The organism is Aliivibrio sp. S10_S31, assembly GCF_014694495.1.
Classification (GTDB): domain Bacteria; phylum Pseudomonadota; class Gammaproteobacteria; order Enterobacterales; family Vibrionaceae; genus Aliivibrio; species Aliivibrio fischeri.
Genome location: NZ_JAAUWR010000002.1, coordinates 83,699 through 102,969, shown reverse-complemented (window position 1 = coordinate 102,969; position 19,271 = coordinate 83,699). Strand labels below are relative to the sequence as shown.

Annotated in this window: 13 protein-coding genes; 8 read left to right on the top strand and 5 right to left on the bottom strand. The window is 38.5% G+C overall.

The window, feature by feature from the left end; all coding sequences use genetic code 11:
- The first annotated feature begins 220 nt into the window (after positions 1 to 220).
- Positions 221 to 1,831, top strand: a complete 1,611-nt coding sequence (locus tag HC728_RS01985; RefSeq protein ID WP_236733933.1) for a methyl-accepting chemotaxis protein — start codon at positions 221 to 223, stop codon at positions 1,829 to 1,831.
- Positions 1,832 to 1,925: 94 nt separating this feature from the next.
- Here the strand turns inward: HC728_RS01985 and znuB are convergent, their stop codons facing one another.
- Positions 1,926 to 2,711, bottom strand: a complete 786-nt coding sequence (gene znuB, locus HC728_RS01980; RefSeq protein WP_017018464.1) for a zinc ABC transporter permease subunit ZnuB — start codon at positions 2,709 to 2,711, stop codon at positions 1,926 to 1,928.
- Positions 2,708 to 3,478, bottom strand: coding sequence for a zinc ABC transporter ATP-binding protein ZnuC (gene znuC / locus HC728_RS01975; protein ID WP_005418311.1), 771 nt, complete (start codon positions 3,476 to 3,478; stop codon positions 2,708 to 2,710). Before znuC ends, znuB begins: the two co-directional genes overlap by 4 nt.
- Positions 3,479 to 3,566: 88 nt before the next feature.
- Here znuC and znuA point away from each other — a divergent pair, with 88 nt between their 5' ends.
- The 6 genes from znuA to HC728_RS01945 all read left to right on the top strand — a co-directional run bounded on the left by znuA (position 3,567) and on the right by HC728_RS01945 (position 12,726).
- Positions 3,567 to 4,460 (top strand): zinc ABC transporter substrate-binding protein ZnuA, encoded by an 894-nt coding sequence (znuA, locus tag HC728_RS01970; RefSeq protein ID WP_017018463.1) that lies wholly within the window; start codon positions 3,567 to 3,569, stop codon positions 4,458 to 4,460.
- Positions 4,457 to 5,797 carry a murein DD-endopeptidase MepM gene (gene mepM, locus HC728_RS01965; RefSeq protein WP_017018462.1) on the top strand — a complete coding sequence of 447 codons (1,341 nt, stop codon included), beginning with the start codon at positions 4,457 to 4,459 and terminating at the stop codon, positions 5,795 to 5,797. The genes znuA and mepM overlap by 4 nt, the downstream gene beginning before the upstream one ends.
- Positions 5,798 to 5,945: 148 nt before the next feature.
- Positions 5,946 to 9,353 (top strand): AraC family transcriptional regulator, encoded by a 3,408-nt coding sequence (locus HC728_RS01960; RefSeq protein ID WP_017018461.1) that lies wholly within the window; start codon positions 5,946 to 5,948, stop codon positions 9,351 to 9,353.
- A 628-nt stretch (positions 9,354 to 9,981) separates the two neighbouring features.
- A complete protein-coding gene (locus HC728_RS01955) occupies positions 9,982 to 10,209 on the top strand; it encodes a FeoA family protein (protein ID WP_017018460.1) in 228 nt (75 codons plus the stop codon).
- Position 10,210: 1 nt separating this feature from the next.
- The gene (gene feoB, locus HC728_RS01950) at positions 10,211 to 12,487 is read left to right on the top strand and encodes a Fe(2+) transporter permease subunit FeoB (RefSeq protein WP_017018459.1); all 2,277 of its coding nucleotides are present in this window, start codon (positions 10,211 to 10,213) and stop codon (positions 12,485 to 12,487) included.
- Positions 12,484 to 12,726 (top strand): FeoC-like transcriptional regulator, encoded by a 243-nt coding sequence (locus tag HC728_RS01945; RefSeq protein WP_005418321.1) that lies wholly within the window; start codon positions 12,484 to 12,486, stop codon positions 12,724 to 12,726. Before feoB ends, HC728_RS01945 begins: the two co-directional genes overlap by 4 nt.
- A gap of 426 nt (positions 12,727 to 13,152) precedes the next feature.
- On the opposite strand, the gene pta is transcribed toward HC728_RS01945, so the two are convergent.
- Together pta and HC728_RS01935 are read right to left on the bottom strand one after the other, a co-directional pair.
- Complete coding sequence (gene pta / locus HC728_RS01940; protein ID WP_017018458.1) at positions 13,153 to 15,318, bottom strand: phosphate acetyltransferase; 2,166 nt, start codon at positions 15,316 to 15,318, stop codon at positions 13,153 to 13,155.
- Between the two features lie 99 nt (positions 15,319 to 15,417).
- On the bottom strand, positions 15,418 to 16,614 hold the full coding sequence (locus tag HC728_RS01935) for an acetate kinase (protein WP_012533087.1): 1,197 nt from the start codon (positions 16,612 to 16,614) through the stop codon (positions 15,418 to 15,420).
- Positions 16,615 to 16,931: 317 nt separating this feature from the next.
- On the opposite strand from HC728_RS01935, the gene yfbV reads away from it, so the two are divergent.
- Positions 16,932 to 17,381 (top strand): terminus macrodomain insulation protein YfbV, encoded by a 450-nt coding sequence (yfbV, locus tag HC728_RS01930; protein ID WP_017018457.1) that lies wholly within the window; start codon positions 16,932 to 16,934, stop codon positions 17,379 to 17,381.
- A 109-nt stretch (positions 17,382 to 17,490) separates the two neighbouring features.
- Here yfbV and argS read toward each other — a convergent pair whose 3' ends face one another.
- Positions 17,491 to 19,224, bottom strand: a complete 1,734-nt coding sequence (gene argS, locus HC728_RS01925) for an arginine--tRNA ligase (protein ID WP_005418328.1) — start codon at positions 19,222 to 19,224, stop codon at positions 17,491 to 17,493.
- Positions 19,225 to 19,271 lie beyond the last annotated feature (47 nt).

The following is a 19,271-nucleotide window of genomic DNA, read 5'->3' as shown; positions in this document are numbered from 1 at the left end:
ATACATGAATAACTCAGAAGCCATTTATAGAAATATGAATGGCTTTTTTAATATGTGACATTATGAAATGTTTAGTTACATTTGGGGTGGTGAAAAAGAGTACAGGATTAAGATAACTATTTGATAAGATTCGGCGCTTTTTCTTTCTACGACTCTTATTTATATTACTCAAAGAATGAATAGCATGACGATTAATGGTTATTTTTATTTGAGACCTTTTATGCAATTTAATACAAAATCTAAGTATTTTATTATCTATGTAATTTTTTCGGCTGCAATGTTTGGTTCCATTATTATGGGGGCATACAACGTACGATTCACTTTAGAAACCAATAACGTAACACGTTTAGAAAATTTACTAACTAATGCGAAAAATACCATTGCTACATTAGAAGAAAAAGTTGCAACAGGTGAACTGTCAGAAATTGAGGCTAAGCGTCTTGCAAGTGAGTTGATGCAAAGTTATGCCTATTCCGATAATGAATATATTTGGATGACCGATGAAAAGTTAAACTTTTTAGCTGCGCCATTAGACCCTCAAATTATAGGCAAGCATTTCTCTGATATTGTTAGTAAAGAAGCAGAAACTCATATTCTTAATAACTTAACCGTAGCTGGGCAAGTGATTACTTATTCATGGTTTACGACTCGTGAAAATGTCACAACAGAAGTGAAATCAATAGCAGTAAAAACAAAACTGTGGAATTGGTATTTAGGTAGTGGTGTTCAAGAGAAAAAAGTAAACGATACGTTTAAAGCATTCTTGTTTGAAGGGTTAACAATTGGTGTTGTTGTTAATCTATTTATTGGATTAGTGATGTTTTTTGCGGTTCGAAAATACAACAAAACATTAGGGAATGAGCCCGATGTCATTCTTAATGTTATTGACCGTATTTCTCGTGGCGATCTAAGTCACTTACCTGAAAAATCAATTGAAAATGTTGGTATCTATGGCCGCATTCTTGATATGGCATCAAATATCAAAGATTTAGTTAATGATATAACGGTATTAACAAAAGAACTAAGTGATTCGTCTCATCATCTATCTGCTTCTTCTCAAACAATGAATGTTAATGTGAAAACACAAACAGAACAGTTAGAACAAACTGCTGTTGCCACAGATCAAATTGTTGTTAGTGTTAATGAAGTAACGAAAAGCGCTGTCCAAGCGACAGATTCAGCTTTAACCGTAAATAGTACATCAGCAGATTGTATTAGCACTATCGGTGATATGAATAATGATATGCAACAACTGGCTGGAAATATTAAAGGTGTAGCTGAAGTTATCGGTAACCTACAAGTTGAAACCGAAAACATTGGCAGTATTTTAGATGTTATTCGAGGTATTGCCGAACAAACCAATTTACTGGCATTAAATGCTGCGATTGAAGCTGCACGTGCCGGTGAAAGTGGTCGTGGTTTTGCTGTTGTCGCTGATGAAGTTCGTTTACTGGCGAGTCGAACTCAAGACAGTACTGCTCAAATATCAGAAATGATTGCAGGTTTACAAGATGAAGCGGTTAAATCAGTGAACTTAATGCAAAGTAACTCAGACGAAGCGCACACAATTGCTGAAAAAACAGTGGTAGCTCAAAATACAGTGAACTCTATCTTTGAATCTGTTTCTGTAATACAAACCATGAACAGCCAAATATCAGCATCAACAGAAGAGCAATTAGTTGCAACAACGAACGTAAATCAGTTAATTACTGATATTAATATGTTTGCAAAAGATAATTTAACGGATGTGGAGTCAACAGCACAACAAGCTGAAAAACTTGGCTTCATGGCAGATGATTTAACAAGTATTGTAAATCGATTTAAATTATAAAAATAAAAAGAGCAAGACGAAATCGTCTTGCTCTTTTTGTATGACTTCAATCAGGATGCACCGTTGGTCAAATCTTTATGTAAATCGGTATATTTTAACCTTTTACTTTTTTTAGCTGACTGAGCATAAATATCGCAGCACCAGAAACAACAACAGATGGGCCTGCAGGAGTATCATAATGCCAAGATAAGGCCAACCCAGCCATGACTGCTACGCACCCGAATATAGATGCAAATACAACCATTTGTTCAGGTGAACGAGAAAATCGACGAGCGGTAGCAGCAGGGATAATTAATAAAGAAGTAATAATTAACGCTCCCACAAACTTCATTGCAATGGCAATAACTAATCCAACCATCAACATTAAGACTAAACGCATTAATTCAACGTTAACCCCTTCAACTTGAGCCAACTCTTCACTGATTGTCGAAGACAGTAATGGTTTCCAAACAATAAAAATCAATCCTAATATAATAATGACGCCTGAATAGATATATAAAAGGTCATCATAAGTTACCGCTAATAAATCACCGAATAAATATGACATTAAATCTACACGAACATTATCTAAAAAGCTGACAGCAACTAAACCTAGAGAAAGTGAACTATGCGCTAAAATGCCCAATAGGGTATCGGTAGCAACAAGACGTTGTTTTTGTAATGTCACCAGTAATACAGCAATAGCAACACAGCAAATAACCAAAGCTAAATTTAGATTGATATCAAATAAGAAACCTAAAGATAAGCCGAGTAAAGAGGCGTGAGCTAATGTATCACCAAAATAAGCCATTTTACGCCAAACAACGAATGAACCTAATGGACCTGCCAATAAAGCAATGCCTAATCCAGCGAGTAAAGCAGGAAGTAAAAATTCAATCATTGGTGTGCCTTTTTATTTTTGCTGCAGCATGAACCATCACTTGGTTCTCCAGAAAGATCATGATTGTGATGATGTTCATGATGGTAAAACGCAAGTTGTTGATCTCGTTGTTGTCCAAATAGGGCAATATACTTTGGGTGTTTTGAAATGGATTCAGGAGCCCCTGAACAGCAAATATGATGCTGAAGGCAAATGACTTCATCTGTTTTTGCCATCACTAAATGTAAGTCGTGCGACACCATAAATACGGCACAGTTAAAACGGTGTCGAATAGATTCAATTAATGCATATAAACTGATTTGTCCTTGTACGTCGACACCTTGTGCAGGTTCATCTAGAACGAGTAAATCAGGGCGTTGTAATAATGCTCGCGCTAATAACACACGTTGCGATTCTCCGCCAGAGAGTTTATGCATATTGGAATTTAAAAGATGCTCTGCTTCAACAAGTTTTAAAGCACTAAGATGCTCCTGCTGGCTGTACTTACCGGCTAGTTTTAGAAAACCATGAACTGACAAAGGAAGCGAGTCGTTTAAATGCAATTTCTGAGGAACATAACCAATACGCAGTTTTTTTTCTTTTTTGATGGTTCCGCTTGTTGGTTTTTGTAGACCTAGGATAGTTTTTACTAATGTCGACTTTCCTGCGCCATTAGGGCCAATCAAAGTAATGATCTTATTTGATTCAATAGAAAGAGAGACATTATCGATGACATGACGGTCATCAAAGACAACACAAACATCTTGTAAAGTGAGTAAAGTGGTCATTTTTAAATAAGAGTCGTTTGCAATTAGTAAGTGTTATAATGTAACATTTTAAAAATCCAATCGCTATCACATTTTTTAAGAGACAAAAATGACGAAAAGAATTCAATTCATATTGCTGTGTATATGTACCTTTTGGGGAGTAAATGCACAAGCAATGAGCGTATTATCTTCAGTAAAGCCGATTAATCTTATTGTACAGGAATTAACAGCAGGTGTAGCGACATCGTCATATTTAGTTCCAAGCGGCGCATCTCCTCATGATTACGCATTACGCCCATCAGATATGAAAAAAATTAAGAACGCAGATACCATAGTTTGGTATGGAAATGATCTTGAACCTTTCCTTAGTAAAGTTTTAGAAAATAAAAAGAACATCATCACAGTAAGCCAATTTCCTTCTGTTGAATTTTATCATTTTGATAAGCACGATGAAGATGAGCACGCTCATGAAGGGCACCATCATCACAATACAGACCCTCATTTTTGGTTAGGTCCGAAAGAAACTTTGGGTGTCGCAAAAGAGATAACCAAGCAACTGATTAAAATTGATCCATTGAATAAAGATCAATATCAGTCTAACCTTGCACAGTTTGAAAAAAAGTTAACACAGGTAGTGAAAACGATTTCAACTCAATTAGCCCCAGTGAAGAGTAAAGGTTACTTTGTTTTTCATGATGCATATGGCTATTTTGAGCGTTATTTTGATATGAATAACTTAGGGCACTTTACGGTGAGTCCGGATAGAAAACCGGGTGCAAAAACATTGATAAAAATAAAAAAATCACTGGTTTCTCAGCAAGCAGTATGTGTTTTTTCTGAACCTCAATTTGAGCCAGCAATCGTAACAACGATAACTCGCGGTACTGATGTTCATAAAGGTGAATTAGATCCTTTAGCCATACAGCAAGATGAAGTTCCGGGTGCTTATTTTAATTTCTTATTAACCATCAGTAACGAGCTAGAAAGTTGTCTAAATCAATGAAGTATAAAGAAGTATTAGCAGCTCGAATTAATTCACTATCGAAAAGGCATAAGCTTGTTTTAATGTCTTTGTCTCTTTTTACGGTAGTCGTTTTTATTTGGGAACCGACACATAGTATTACTCAAAGTCTTTCGGAACCATCTCGAAGCACTGTGACATTGTCGAGTGAGAATCTACAAACACTAGCAGATCAGAATAGTGAACCTGTAGAAACGATTTTTGATCCTAATGATCCTGAGTTTAACGCCCCTAAAGATGAATTAGATAAGCACATTAATGCTGAAGATATCGTTCATTCACATACCGTTGATGCGGGTGAAACGTTAGGCGCGATTTTTAATCAATACGCATTATCTATTTCAGATATGTATGCACTTCTTGATGTAAATAAATCAGCTGCGAATATGCGAGTTGGTGTTGATCTTGAGTGGCAGCAAGATGAAGATGGGAAATTAACCGAGTTAAAAATCCATCGAAACATTAAAGATACGGATGTGTATGCTTGGAATGGTGAAAAATATACTTTCACTCAGATTGAAGAGAAGGGTGAGATAAAACCCGTATTCCTTTCAGGTAGAGTAACAAGTAATTTTTATAATTCAGCACGTTCAGCTGGGTTAACGCCTGGTCAAATCCAAACACTTGCAAAACAGCTCCAGTGGAAATTTGATTTTGGTAAAGAAGCTCGTAAAGGGGATCGATTTGCCGTTGAAATTGATAAAGAGTTTATCGATGGGAAAGCCGTTTCATCTGGTGATGTAAAGGCGGTGCTATATAAAAATGCAGGTCGTGATATCACACTAATTAAACACACTGACGGACATTATTATGATGTTCAAGGTCGTAGTTTAAATCGAGCATTAGAGCGTTTTCCTACTCATCAACGCTACAGAATTAGTTCACCGTTTAACCCGTATCGTAAGCACCCTGTAACAGGAAGGATTTCTCCTCATAACGGTACCGATTTTGCTGCACCTGTGGGTACGTCGGTGTATGCCACGGGTGATGGGGTGGTTGTAAGAGCATTACACCATCCATTGGCTGGTAATTATATTATTATTAAACATGGGCGTGAATACATGACTCGCTATCTTCATTTAAGTAAGATCTTAGTGAAGAAAGGACAAAAAGTCTCAATGGGAGACAAGATAGCGCTAAGTGGTAATACAGGCCGTTCAACAGGACCTCACTTGCACTATGAACTAATTAAAAATGGTCGAGCAGTTAATGCTATGAAGGTACCTTTACCTCAGGCATCTCCAGTGAAAAGTGATGAGCGAGCTCGTTTTAAACAACAAGCTAAGCTAACGATTGAGGCACTGCAAGAGCAGGTCTAACTGTTCAGATAAACATAATTATATAAAGCCCTGCATATATTAATATGACAGGGCTTTTTTATATCCTTTATCTATGCATTGATTGCTATATAGACGGAGTTTTTCTATGATGTTGATACCCATTCTCTTTTCATTCTAAGGCGAGTAGATGCTTTTCTTCAGAATACTTACTTTAAGTATTTTTCTCTTTTTCTCTACTTTCACTTTATCACAATCTGAAAGCTCAATTTTTTACCCAATGCCAATTCATACTGATGGTCAATATATTACCGCTCAGCAACTGTTTATGAGAGAAGATGGTGCGGTATGGATGTATGACATCTATGGTCAACTTCATCTATTTGATGGTGAAAATATTTTTACTATAGGTGAAAAGAGCGATAGAACCTTGCCAAGAAAAATAGCGTATTTTAATGGCGAATTTTGGTTTATTAAAAAAGGAAGTATTCACGCTTGGTCTAAAAAAACAGGAATGAATGAAGTTTATAAGATGCCAAAAGGCACTAGCATCATAGAAATGAATCAGCAGGATGGTATGTTCTGGGGCAATGATACCGATAGTTTTTTTGTTTATGACCCAAAGAAAAAGCATTATTACTCATCTAATATCAATGAAGTAAATACCAGTGCGATTTTAGATGAAATTACGATAACTGGTGCTATACATGTTGATAATCGCTGGCTAGTTTCCACATCAGAGGGGGTATTTGAGTTTGATATAGCTACAGAAAGCTATACACCTCTTTATCTTGGACAATATATAGATGCCATTTTTTACTCTAAATATACTGATAAGATATTTTTAGGGACCCATGGCAGTATTTGGTCTTCAGAGCTTCATGATCATGAATTAATCATTAATAAAAAAATATTAATAAATTCGTCATTACTTTCATTTGCAGAAACAGAAAGTTATTTTTGGTTTGGGACGAGTGATGGGTTATATAAATGGAATATTTTAAATAACAAAATAGATCATTTTACTGCGGTTGTTCGTGATGACTACTCATTAGAAGGTAATAAGGTTTATTCCGTTATTGCTGATCATAATAATGGCCTTTGGGTTGCCACTGATAATGGTGTGAGCTATTACTCGGACAGCAATCGATTATTTTCGCGTTTGCGCTATAAAGACGTAAACGGATTACTGAATATCAGTGAAATTAATGCGATTACTCAAACATCAGAGAATGATGCGTGGTTAGGTACATCGTCAGGTTTATTATTGATAAACACGGATAACTTATATCAACCAATCGTTACCATAAGTAAGCATTCGATCAATGACCTTACTCATGGTGATCAGTTTGTATGGGCTGCAACGGATAAAGGTATATTGCAAGTCGATCCACAGTTAAAAAATACCTATATACCTAAAGGTCTTAAACCCGTAGAAGATGAAAGTATCGATCATTTACTATTAAGTGATGATGGTATGTTATGGTTTTCTAGTTCTTATGGTTTGTATAAGTACGACATTCATCAAGATAAATTAGTAAATCTAGGGTTCTCTTGGGCCTTGGATCAGAAGCATTCAATACAAATAACGCACATCTATCAAAATAAGAACAGTCAAATATCCATAGGGACAAATGTTGGTTTATATCGATATGAAAATGGGGCGTTAACCTTTGATTATGCCTATGTTCATGCTGGCAGTATTTTAGATATGGTAGATACTGAATATGGAAACTCATGGATTGTCAGTAACTATGGGTTGCAGATCAGTAATAGTAACGGGATAAGAACGGATATCTCATTACCAACAGAATACACCACACCACATTGTGTATTATCCAGTGATAACGGAGTCTGGCTATCATCAAGTAAAGGGCTCTCTTTATATACCCATCGTGGACGAATCGTAAAGCATTTTGGAACTCAAAGTGGACTTATCAATAATGAATTACTTCCTGATCTTTGTTCAATATCCCCAAATGGCGTAATGCTATTTGCAAGTAAAGATGGGGTTATCGTTGCTCATGAGCAGGAGTTAATCGAATACCATCGTCCCAAACCTCACGTAGTATTAGGTCAAATTAAAATTGATTCTGAAATTGTGAATTATGGAGGAGAGAAAAAGTTAACCAAGCAAGTTCCTTATGGGGCGAATATATCGTTTTTGTTTGGTGTGCTTCCTGAGTTCAATAATAAGTCGCTTTCTTTTCAACTGTTAGGTTCTAATGATGAAGCATGGCAAGATTTTGATGGTAGCTTATTAATCTTTGATTCATTGCAATCAGGTAAGTATGAATTGCGTATAAAACCACGAAATAATGGCCAGCGAAGAAGTCTTGTGACTGAGGTTGAGTTTTATGTTGAAGTCCCGTGGTTTTTTGCTCCTTGGTTTATCTTCTTTTTATTTAGTTTAGTGAGTGCAATCTTAATGGGCATTTACTATTGGCGATCTAAAGAAATTAAGAAAAGTAATGAGAAGCTGAAAAAAAGTGTTGAAATCAAAACGAAGCAATTAAGTAATCAAGGTAAAGCGTTAATCTCAAGCAACCGACAATTACAAAAGCTTCTTACTGTTCGTCAGCATGTTATTTCTGAAATGGCAGAACAAGCGAGACAGCCAATAAAAGACATTCAAGCAAATCTACAAAAGAAAGGGTTACTTACCAACCTTGCTTTGGCGAATCAATGTGAACACAGTTTGCAATTATTAGAGCAACTGACTCATATTGAACCTTTTGTTACGTTGCAAAAGAATAAGAGAACCAATCAAGTTTTAGCTCCTTTACTTAGTGCGGCATTAAAAAGCTGGAAAGATGAATACCATACAAAAGGGGTTGATCTTGTACTTGAAGACAATTCACAAGGCGTTTCTATCTTTGTTCAACCGCTATTGATCGATGCCATTTTTAATAATGTATTATTTAGTTTATTAAAACGAAGTCAATCAGGTGAGGTGGTAACGATACGTATTCAGTGTGATGGCGCACGAGTGGCTGCTTACTTTTTGAGTGAAGGTGCTGAGATATCAGTAACTGAGCTAGATGAATTAGGAAGAGTGGATTTATCACAAACAATTGAAGTGATTAATCAAGCATTAGGCCTCCCTGCAGTTAAATTACTCACAGTGCAAAATGGTGGGCATTTTGAAATAGTTAAGAATATGTCTGGCTCTAATGAGCTGCAATTTTCGTGGCCAATTGCTATCGATGAATTTATTACGCCTCAAGTACCAGAGGTTCATTCTAAAGATAAAGACAGTGATGAGCAGAAACAACACCAAGAATGGTTATTAAAAGTCTACCAACTTATTGAAGATAATTACTCTCTGGCGTCTTTTGGTACGAGTGCAGCAGCAAAAGCTCTGTTTATATCGGAACGAAATCTACAACGGAAATTTAAGCAATTAACTCAGCGTTCTTTTATGGAATATTTAATTGATACACGATTAGAAAAAGCGTGTGAACTATTGATCTCTGGTCAGAAAGTTGCAGATGCTGCTTTTGAGTCAGGTTTTAATGATCCTTCTTATTTTAGTAAGCGTTTTAAGCGTCACTATGGTTTGTCACCAACACAGTTTGTGACTGAGAATGAAGAATAGTACGTAACTGAAACGATATAAGATATTTAAAAGAAAATAAGTGATGTATACGATGAAACTTGGTCGATAAATATAGGTAACGTGTTGAATGTTTGGTGTTCAATATGAGGTATTTAATCGGATGGGTATTTTCATAAAGAAAAAAAAGATCGTGACGTAGCCGGGGGGACTACGTCACGGGCGCCAAAGACGCCTTCGCTTGCTGCCGAAGTAACAAGATACTTCTTGTTACTTCTATTAGAATAAAAGTTGAGAGGTCTCCCTCTCGATGTAATTAACTATAATCTCCCCTTCTTTTTTTACATATCAAAATAACGACAATCTATTGGTACAAAAACGACATTCATATAATTTTATACTTATCTGCTTGTTTTTAAATGATATTTATTTGTTTGTCGTTTTTGTTATGTTTTTAATTATTTTAACGTTATTTATTTATGGTATTAAATTGACGTAATTGACGTGGTTTTGGAAGCAATGTCATATATCTTATTTTACGATTAACAACAGGGTATTTGATGTTTTTTGTCAATTTACTGAAAAAAATTGATTTAGCGCAAGAAAAAAGTAACTGTTAGTTATAAAATGAAACGAAATAATAATGATTCTCACTATCGTGGAGCTTGAGATGAACCTAGCGCAATTAGAGAGCGGCAAAAAAGCTGTAGTAACAGATATGTCTTTGTTACCAACCGACACAAGAAAAAAGTTAATGGTAATGGGTATATTGCCTCATACTGAAATTGCGATTTTACGAAAAGCTCCAATGGGAGACCCATTACAGATTAGCGTGAGAGGCACTTCTCTTGCTATCCGAAAGAATTTAGCTGAACAAATTACAGTTAAGGAATTATAAAATGCAGTATCAAGTATTAACTGTAGGTAACCCAAATAGCGGTAAAACAACGCTGTTTAATGGATTAACTGGTGCAAAGCAACAAGTAGGTAACTGGGCTGGTGTTACGGTTGAAAAGAAAACCGGTAAATATACGTGTTCAGGTGATGATTTTTTACTTACAGACTTACCGGGTATCTATGCATTAGACAGTGGTAATGACGTAAACAGTTTGGATGAAACTATTGCATCACGAGCAGTGTTAACTCATGCTGCCGATGTGATTATTAATGTTGTTGATGCATCTTGTTTAGAACGTAGCTTATATATGACGCTACAACTTCGTGAGTTGGGTCGCCCAATGATCGTTGTTCTAAACAAAATGGACGTACTTAAACGTCAACGCCAAGTGTTAGATGTAAAAGGCTTAGAAAAAGTTCTGGGTTGCCCTGTATTGTCTTTATCGGCAAATGACAAAACACAAGTTCATAAATTTAAAGAAAAGCTACATAAGTCTATTGCTCAAGGCATTAAAATGATGCCACTTGAGCTGACTTATGGTGATGATGTAGAAGCTGCAATTAAAGAAGCATCGGCATTATTTTCGAGTGAATATGCATCTAGTCGCTCATTGGCAATTCGTGCTTTAGAAAACGATGCGTTAGTGCTTAATACACTAGAAGCGGATAAACGAAATCAAGTTGCTAACATTACGAATGTGCTTAATACAAATGTTGAAGCTGACTTTCATATTGCCGATTGTCGTTACACTTTCCTACATCAATTATGTCAGCAATTACGTCGCCAAGAAGGCCGATTAAGCCACAGTGTCAGTGAGAAAATTGACCAAGTTATTCTAAATAAATGGGTGGGCGTTCCTTTCTTCTTTTTCATTATGTACTTAATGTTTATGTTCTCTATCAACATTGGTAGTGCATTTATTGATTTCTTCGATATCGGTGTTGGTGCACTTCTTGTTGATGGCGGTCATTACTTGTTAGACGGACATTTACCTGTTTGGTTAGTGACTCTAATTGCTGATGGTGTTGGTGGTGGTATCCAAACCGTAGCGACCTTCATTCCTGTTATCGCTTGTCTATATTTGTTCCTTTCTTTACTAGAAAGTTCTGGTTATATGGCTCGTGCTGCATTTGTACTTGATAAAGTGATGCAAAAGATTGGATTACCAGGTAAAGCATTTGTACCACTTGTACTTGGCTTTGGTTGTAACGTTCCAGCTATCATGGCTACTCGTACTTTAGAACAAGAGCGTGAGCGTAAATTGGCAGCGTCAATGGCTCCATTTATGTCATGTGGTGCTCGTTTACCTGTATATGCATTGTTTGCTGCTGCTTTCTTCCCTGAAAATGGTCAAAACGTTGTATTTGGTTTGTACTTTTTCGGTATTTTAGCTGCAGTATTTACGGGTTTGTTACTGAAACATACGATTTATCCAGGGCGTAGTGATTCGTTCATCATGGAAATTCCTGATTACGAATTCCCAACTATGCGTAACATCATGATCAAAACATGGCAGAAACTAAAACGCTTTGTACTTGGTGCGGGTAAAACTATTGTTGTGGTTGTAACACTATTAAGCTTCTTTAACTCATTAGGTATGGATGGCACATTCGGCAACGAAGACAGTGAAAATTCAGTATTATCAAAAGCAGCTCAAGTAGTTACGCCTGTTCTTGCACCAATTGGTATTCAAGAAGATAACTGGCCAGCAACGGTAGGTATTATCACTGGTATCTTTGCTAAAGAAGCGGTGGTTGGTACGTTAAATAGTTTGTATGCCGATCCTGCGGGCGATGATGCTGAGTTTGATTTAATGGCAAGCTTAAATGAAGCAGTAATGTCTATTCCAGATAACCTATCAGGATTAAGCTACTCAGATCCTCTAGGTGTTGAAGTTGGTGACTTAACGGATATTCAAGCTGTGGCAGAAGAACAAGGCGTTGAAAATTCAATCTTTGGTAATCTACAAGCTCACTTTGTAACAAGTGCAAGCGCAATGGCTTACTTAATCTTCATCCTGCTTTACACTCCATGTGTCGCTGCGATGGGGGCATACATGCGTGAATTTGGCCGTAAATACTCGTACTTTATTGCTGGATGGACAATGCTACTTGCTTATGTTTCAGCAACACTGTATTACCAAATTGCTCACTTCTCAGCAGCACCGATGACAAGTGCTATGTGGATAGCTATTTCACTTATTATTATGTTAGTGACTTACCTAGTACTAAAACGTAAAGGTCAAGAAGCTCAAGAACAGCAGGCAGCATTAGTATGATTTTAACCGAACTTAAGCAGTATATTGACGAACAAGGCCGTGTAGAGCGTATTGCATTAGCAAAGAAATTCAGCATGAGTGAAGATGGTGTTGATGCAATGCTTGAGCTTTGGGTAAAAAAAGGAAAGTTAACTCGTGAACTCGCTGGATGTGAGAAAACACAATGTTGCCAAGAGGCAGAGCGTGTGTGGTATCGCCCAGTGTATCAAAACGAGTTAATGACCACTTACATACGATAGTCGCTTAACTTAGAGTAAAGTGATAAATAAAAACGAGAGCCAACTGGTTCTCGTTTTTTTTATGGGAGAAAGAGGCGAGGGGCGAGAATTTAGGGATTAGATAAGAGCAGAAGAAAGTTGCGATAAACGTTATGATTTTACTTTCATTTATAGATATTTATTACTAAGTTCTAGTCGAGAGAAGGTAGATCTCGCTCTTACTTCGTCCCTAGTCTCTAGCTCTTGAAAGTTCTGTTCGCTCTTACCTCGCCCCTAATCACTCGTCCTTAGTCCCTAGTTTCTAGCTCTTAAAAGTTCTATTCGCTCTTACCTCGCTCCTAATTACTCGCCCCTAGTCCCTATCTCATAAACACAAAAAAAGACACGCAACTTTCATCGCGTGTCTTCTTATTTTCATTAACTACACTCTATTTCTAGAGCATGAAATTAGTTAATTACTTTTTCTTCAGCTTGTGCAGCTTGATCCGCTTGGATAGCTGTTAGTGCTACTGTGTATACGATATCGTCAACTAGAGCACCACGAGACAAGTCATTTACTGGCTTGCGCATGCCTTGAAGCATTGGACCGATAGATACTAGGTCAGCAGAACGTTGAACCGCTTTGTACGTTGTGTTACCAGTGTTTAGGTCTGGGAATACAAATACAGTAGCTTTACCAGCTACAGGAGAGTTAGGTGCTTTAGAAGCAGCTACGTTTTCCATGATTGCAGCATCGTACTGTAGAGGACCATCGATTACTAGATCAGGACGTTTTGCTTGAGCAAGTTTCGTTGCTTCACGTACTTTATCAACGTCTGCACCCTTACCAGATTCACCAGTAGAGTAAGAGATCATTGCAACGCGTGGGTCGATACCAAACGCCATTGCAGAATCAGCAGATTGGATAGCGATTTCAGCAAGTTGCTCAGCCGTTGGATCAGGGTTGATCGCACAGTCACCGTATACAAGAACTTGATCAGGCAGAAGCATGAAGAAGATTGAAGATACGATAGAAGCATCAGGAGCTGTTTTGATGATTTGGAATGGAGGAACGATAGTGTTTGCTGTGGTATGAACCGCACCAGAAACAAGACCGTCAACTTCACCCGCTTCAAGCATCATAGTACCAAGGAATACAGAATCTTGTAGTTTTTCACGAGCCACAACTTCAGTCATGCCTTTCGCGCCACGTAGCTCAACTAAACGAGCAACGTAGTTTTCACGTACAGAATCAGAATCGATGATCTCAACGCCAGCACCAAGTTCAACACCTTGTTGCGCTGCAACACGACGGATTTCTTCAGGGTTACCTAAAAGAACACAAGTCGCGATACCACGCTCAGCACAGATAGCCGCAGCTTTAACTGTACGAGGCTCATCACCTTCAGGAAGAACGATACGTTTAGCCGCTTTACGAGCAAATTCAGTTAACTGGTAACGGAATGCTGGTGGACTTAGACGACGGATACCTTCAGTACCTTCAGATAGAGAGTCAATCCAAGGGCCATCAATGTGGCTAGCAACGTGCTCGTTAACAAACTCAATACGCTCTTTATCATCTGCAGGAACTTCAAGGCTGAAGCTTTGTAGATTTAGAGAAGTCTGCCAAGTGTTACCTTGTGCAGTGAAGATTGGAAGACCAGACTCTAGAGCAGGCTTACAAAGTTCAGCAATTGATTGAGGGATTTCGTAACCGCCAGTCAGTAAGATCGCGCCGATTTCTACGCCGTTCATTGCAGCAAGACATGCAGCAACGATAACGTCAGGACGGTCAGCAGAAGTTACTAATAGAGAACCTGGTTTGAAGTGCTCAATCATGTGCGGTAGAGAACGTGCACAGAAAGTGATGCTCTTAATACGACGAGTCGCAATTTCACCTTCGTTGATGATTTCAGCATTTAAGTGCTTAGCCATGTCGATAGCACGAGTAGCAATTAGGTCTACTTTCCAAGGCACACAACCAAGAACACGAATAGGACTAGAGTTGAAGATTTGCATTACTTCAAGGTTAGTCTTAGTCGTTGCATCTGCATCATCAAAGATTTCAGATAGGTCAGGGCGAGTACGACCCGCTTCATCAACAGGAGCATTTAGCTTGTTGATGATAACGCCAGCGATTTGTTTGTTCTTAGTGCCACCAAAGTTAGAACATGCTACTTCGATACGCTCTTTAAGTTGAGAAGGGTTATCTGTACCAGGAGTTGCTACAAACACAATCTCAGCACCCAGAGTTTTTGCAATTTCACCGTTTAATTGGTTAGCAAATGGGTGTTTACGAGTAGGAACTAAACCTTCGATAAGTGTCACATCAGTGTCTTGGCTGATTGACTTGTAACGCGCAACGATTTCTTCTAGAAGAACGTCAGACTGTTCGTTACGTAGCAGTTCTTCTGCACGAGAGATTGTAGTTGGTTCTGCTGCTTTGATATCGCTGCTGCTAGTCACGATTGAAGTAGTTAGATCAGGTTGATCACCACCGTGACGAGGCTGAGAGATTGGTTTGTAAAAAGAAACGCTTACGCCTTTACGTTCCATTGAACGTAATACACCCAAACTTGCGCTAGTTAGACCAACACCAGCACTGATTGGAACAAGCATAATAGTACGAGACATGGAAAATTCCTCTACACTATTGGGGCAAGAGACCTTATTGAAAAAATAAAGCCATAGAAAGAAAAAAGGCTAACCTAATGGCTAGCCTTTTAGGAGATATTACAGACCAGCTAGTTTAGCTGTGTCTTCTGCGATAACTAGCTCTTCGTTAGTAGAGATAACCATTGCAGGAATACGGCTGTTAGCAGTAGTGATAGTACCTTCACCACCGAAACGTGCTTTAAGGTTTGCTTCGCCATCAACTTCGATACCGAAGATACCTAGACGGTTAAGAACCATTTCACGGATTGGAGCAGAGTTTTCACCGATGCCGCCTGTGAAAGTGATTGCGTCTAGACGACCTTCTAGAGTTGCTGTGTAACCTGCAACGTATTTAGCTAGACGGTGACAGAATACGTCCATCGCACGTGTTGCTTCTTCTTTCTCACCGTAGTTGTCTTCAACGAAACGACAGTCAGAAGTTACTTGAGTTAGACCTTGTAGGCCAGACTCTTTAGTTAGCATGTTGTTGATTTGTTCAACAGAGTAACCTAGAGCGTCATGTAGGTGGAAAACGATAGCAGGATCGATATCACCACAACGAGTACCCATTACTAGACCTTCAAGAGGAGTAAGACCCATAGAAGTATCTACAGATTCACCGTTTTTAATTGCACATACAGATGCGCCGTTACCTAGGTGACAGTTGATGATGTTAACTTCTTCAACAGGCTTGTTTAGTAGACCAGCAACTTCACGAGTGATGAACAGGTGAGAAGTACCGTGCATGCCGTAACGACGGATGCCGTGCTCTTTGTATAGGTTGTATGGAAGAGCGTATAGGTAAGATTCTTCAGGCATAGTTTGGTGGAACGCTGTGTCAAATACAGCAACGTTTTGAAGGCCTGGGAAGTTAGCTTTAGCTGCTTCGATACCGATGATGTGAGCTGGGTTATGAAGAGGTGCAAAAGTTGCAGCGTCTTGAATACCTTTAAGTACTTCGTCAGTGATAAGTGCTGACTTAGTGAATTGCTCACCACCGTGTACGATACGGTGACCGATAGCGCCAAGGTTAGCTTTAAGCTCTGGCTTAGATGCAAGGATAGTTTCTACCATAAATGATAGAGCTTCTACGTGTGCAGCGCCTGCACCTAGTTGAGCTTCGTGCTTGCCATCAAGTTTCCACTTCATACGAGCTTCAGGAAGACCAAGACACTCAGCAAGACCAGTTAAGTGCTCTGCACCAGATTCTGCGTCAACAACCGCAAATTTAAGAGAAGAACTACCGCAGTTTAAAACTAAAACCAGCTTAGACATGTATAAATACCTATTTATTCATCAGTAATTAAAGTTATGTCGTAATGACATATCACGACAAATGTAGTCGATTAATTGAAAACAACCACATTTATCCAAAAAAATTAGCTATCCTTAGTAAGAGCATTACAGCAGTCCTTGCCGATTTATCTACTTTTAGCTTATAGTAGAACTACAGCAAAAGATAAATCAGCGCATAGGATAACGATTGTGCGCTAAGATAACAAAAATATTTTAAGATAATATTAATTCTAATCAAGTTTATTCTGTATTTTTTTGAATGATTCAACTTTTGTTTAGAAGTCCAAGGGGGCAATATGAGTGAAAACGGTTTTTTATTCCGATTTCGAGATGGTCAAACCTATATGGATACTTGGCCTGAGCGAAAAGAGTTAGCTCCGATGTTCCCTGAGCAACGAGTGATTAAAGCAACTAAGTTCGCTGTTAAAGTCATGCCAGCGGTTGCGGTTATCAGCGTATTAACGCAAATGGTTTTTAATAATACAGCAGGGTTGCCACAAGCTATCATCATTGCATTGTTTGCGATTAGTATGCCATTACAGGGTTTTTGGTGGTTAGGTAATAGATCGAATACAAAATTACCGCCAGCATTAGCGAGTTGGTATCGTGAGTTGTACCAAAAAATTATTGAATCAGGGGCCGCATTAGAGCCAATGAAGAGTCAGCCACGTTATAAAGAACTGGCGAATATTTTGAATAAAGCGTTTAAACAGTTAGATAAAACAGCTTTAGAACGTTGGTTTTAATATTTTCTTACATAAAGTATAGATAATAAAAAAGGAGCTAATTTTAGCTCCTTTTTTGATCTTTAGTTATCAACAATCTGAATGAGTATTCAGATTGTTGAAATAGGAATTACATACGCTCTAGCGTTTCAATACCTAGTAGTTCTAAGCCTTGCTTAATTGTTTTCGCTGTTAATGCAGCTAACTTCAGGCGGCTTTGCTTAACAGCGTCATCTTCGTTGTTAAGAATAGGGCACGCTTCGTAGAAGCTAGAGAATTGACCAGCAAGTTCAAATAGGTAAGCACACATTAGGTGAGGTTGACCTTCACTTGCTACTGCTTGAACCGCTTCTTCAAATTGCATTAACTTAGCAACTAACGCTTTTTCTTTCTCATCAGTGATCTTAACTTCACCTGTTAACTCATCCATAGATAAGCCAGCTTTGCTGAAGATAGAAGCTACACGAGTGTATGCATATTGCATGTAAGGCGCTGTGTTACCTTCGAACGCAAGCATGTTGTCCCAATCGAAGATGTAATCCGTAGTACGGTGCTTAGAAAGATCTGAGTACTTAACTGCAGCCATTGCAACGGTTGTAGCAATTTTTGCTTTTTCTTCAGCAGATAGATCTTTGTTTTTCTCTTCGATCAGTTTTGTTGCACGTTCTTCAGCTTCATCAAGAAGATCAGCTAGACGAACTGTACCGCCTGCACGAGTTTTAAATGGGCGACCATCTTTACCTAGCATCATACCAAATGCATGGTGTTCTAGAGATACGCTCTCAGGAACATAGCCCGCTTTACGAACGATAGTCCAAGCTTGCATTAAGTGCTGGTGTTGACGTGAATCGATGAAGTAAAGAACACGATCTGCATTCAGTTCTTCGTAACGGTATTTAGCACAAGCAATATCTGTTGTTGTGTATAGGAAGCCACCGTCACGTTTTTGAACGATAACACCCATAGGTTCGCCATCTTTGTTTTTGTATTCATCTAGGAATACAACTTGAGCGCCTTCGCTCTCAACAGCTAAACCTTGTTTTTGAAGATCTGCAACAATTGGAGCAAGCATGCTGTTGTACATGCTTTCGCCCATTACGTTATCACGAGTAAGTGATACGTTTAGACGGTCATAGTTGCGTTGGTTTTGAACCATAGTAACGTCAACAAGCTTCTTCCACATTTCTGCGCAGAACTCATCGCCGCCTTGAAGTTTAACAACATAACCACGCGCTGTTACTGCAAACTCTTCGTCTTCGTCATACAGTTTTTTAGATTCACGGTAGAAACCTTCAAGATCAGACAGCTCCATAGAAACTTCGCCTTTCTCTTTTTGGATACGCTCAAGGTTTGCGATAAGCATACCGAACTGAGTACCCCAGTCACCGATGTGGTTAGCACGAGTAACGTTATGACCTAAAAACTCAAGAGTACGAACAACAGCATCACCGATGATGGTTGAACGTAAGTGACCAACGTGCATTTCTTTAGCAACGTTTGGTGCAGAGTAGTCTGCAACGATGTTTTGTTGTTCTTCTTTAGCAACACCTAAGCGTTCGTCAGCTAATGCTGCTTCTGCTTGTTTTGCTAGAAATTCTTCTGATAAGAAAATATTGATAAAGCCAGGGCCTGCAATTTCAGTTTTGCTAGCGATGCCATCAAGATCCAAAACATCCAGTACTTTCTGAGCAAATTCTCGTGGGTTTGTACCTAGTCGCTTAGCTACGCCCATTACGCCGTTAGCTTGGTAGTCACCAAATTGTGCTTTTGCAGATTGACGTACTGCGGCAGGGCTGCCTGCTGGCGCACCGGCTGCTTCTAACGCTTGAGAAACTTTGTCGTTAATAAGTGATTGAATATTCAAAGAGGTTATCCTTCATATCGCTGTTAAACAGGAATGCTATTGCATGG

Bases quoted from the DNA above. Each gene is read 5' to 3' on its own strand.
- HC728_RS01955 (WP_017018460.1), top strand. From the start codon at position 9,982: ATGAACCTAGCGCAATTAGAGAGCGGCAAAAAAGCTGTAGTAACAGAT.
- HC728_RS01945 (WP_005418321.1), top strand. From the start codon at position 12,484: ATGATTTTAACCGAACTTAAGCAGTATATTGACGAACAAGGCCGTGTA.
- znuC (WP_005418311.1), bottom strand. From the start codon at position 3,478: ATGACCACTTTACTCACTTTACAAGATGTTTGTGTTGTCTTTGATGAC.
- znuA (WP_017018463.1), top strand. From the start codon at position 3,567: ATGACGAAAAGAATTCAATTCATATTGCTGTGTATATGTACCTTTTGG.
- mepM (WP_017018462.1), top strand. From the start codon at position 4,457: ATGAAGTATAAAGAAGTATTAGCAGCTCGAATTAATTCACTATCGAAA.
- HC728_RS01960 (WP_017018461.1), top strand. From the start codon at position 5,946: ATGCTTTTCTTCAGAATACTTACTTTAAGTATTTTTCTCTTTTTCTCT.
- yfbV (WP_017018457.1), top strand. From the start codon at position 16,932: ATGAGTGAAAACGGTTTTTTATTCCGATTTCGAGATGGTCAAACCTAT.
- HC728_RS01935 (WP_012533087.1), bottom strand. From the start codon at position 16,614: ATGTCTAAGCTGGTTTTAGTTTTAAACTGCGGTAGTTCTTCTCTTAAA.
- HC728_RS01985 (WP_236733933.1), top strand. From the start codon at position 221: ATGCAATTTAATACAAAATCTAAGTATTTTATTATCTATGTAATTTTT.
- znuB (WP_017018464.1), bottom strand. From the start codon at position 2,711: ATGATTGAATTTTTACTTCCTGCTTTACTCGCTGGATTAGGCATTGCT.
- feoB (WP_017018459.1), top strand. From the start codon at position 10,211: ATGCAGTATCAAGTATTAACTGTAGGTAACCCAAATAGCGGTAAAACA.
- pta (WP_017018458.1), bottom strand. From the start codon at position 15,318: ATGTCTCGTACTATTATGCTTGTTCCAATCAGTGCTGGTGTTGGTCTA.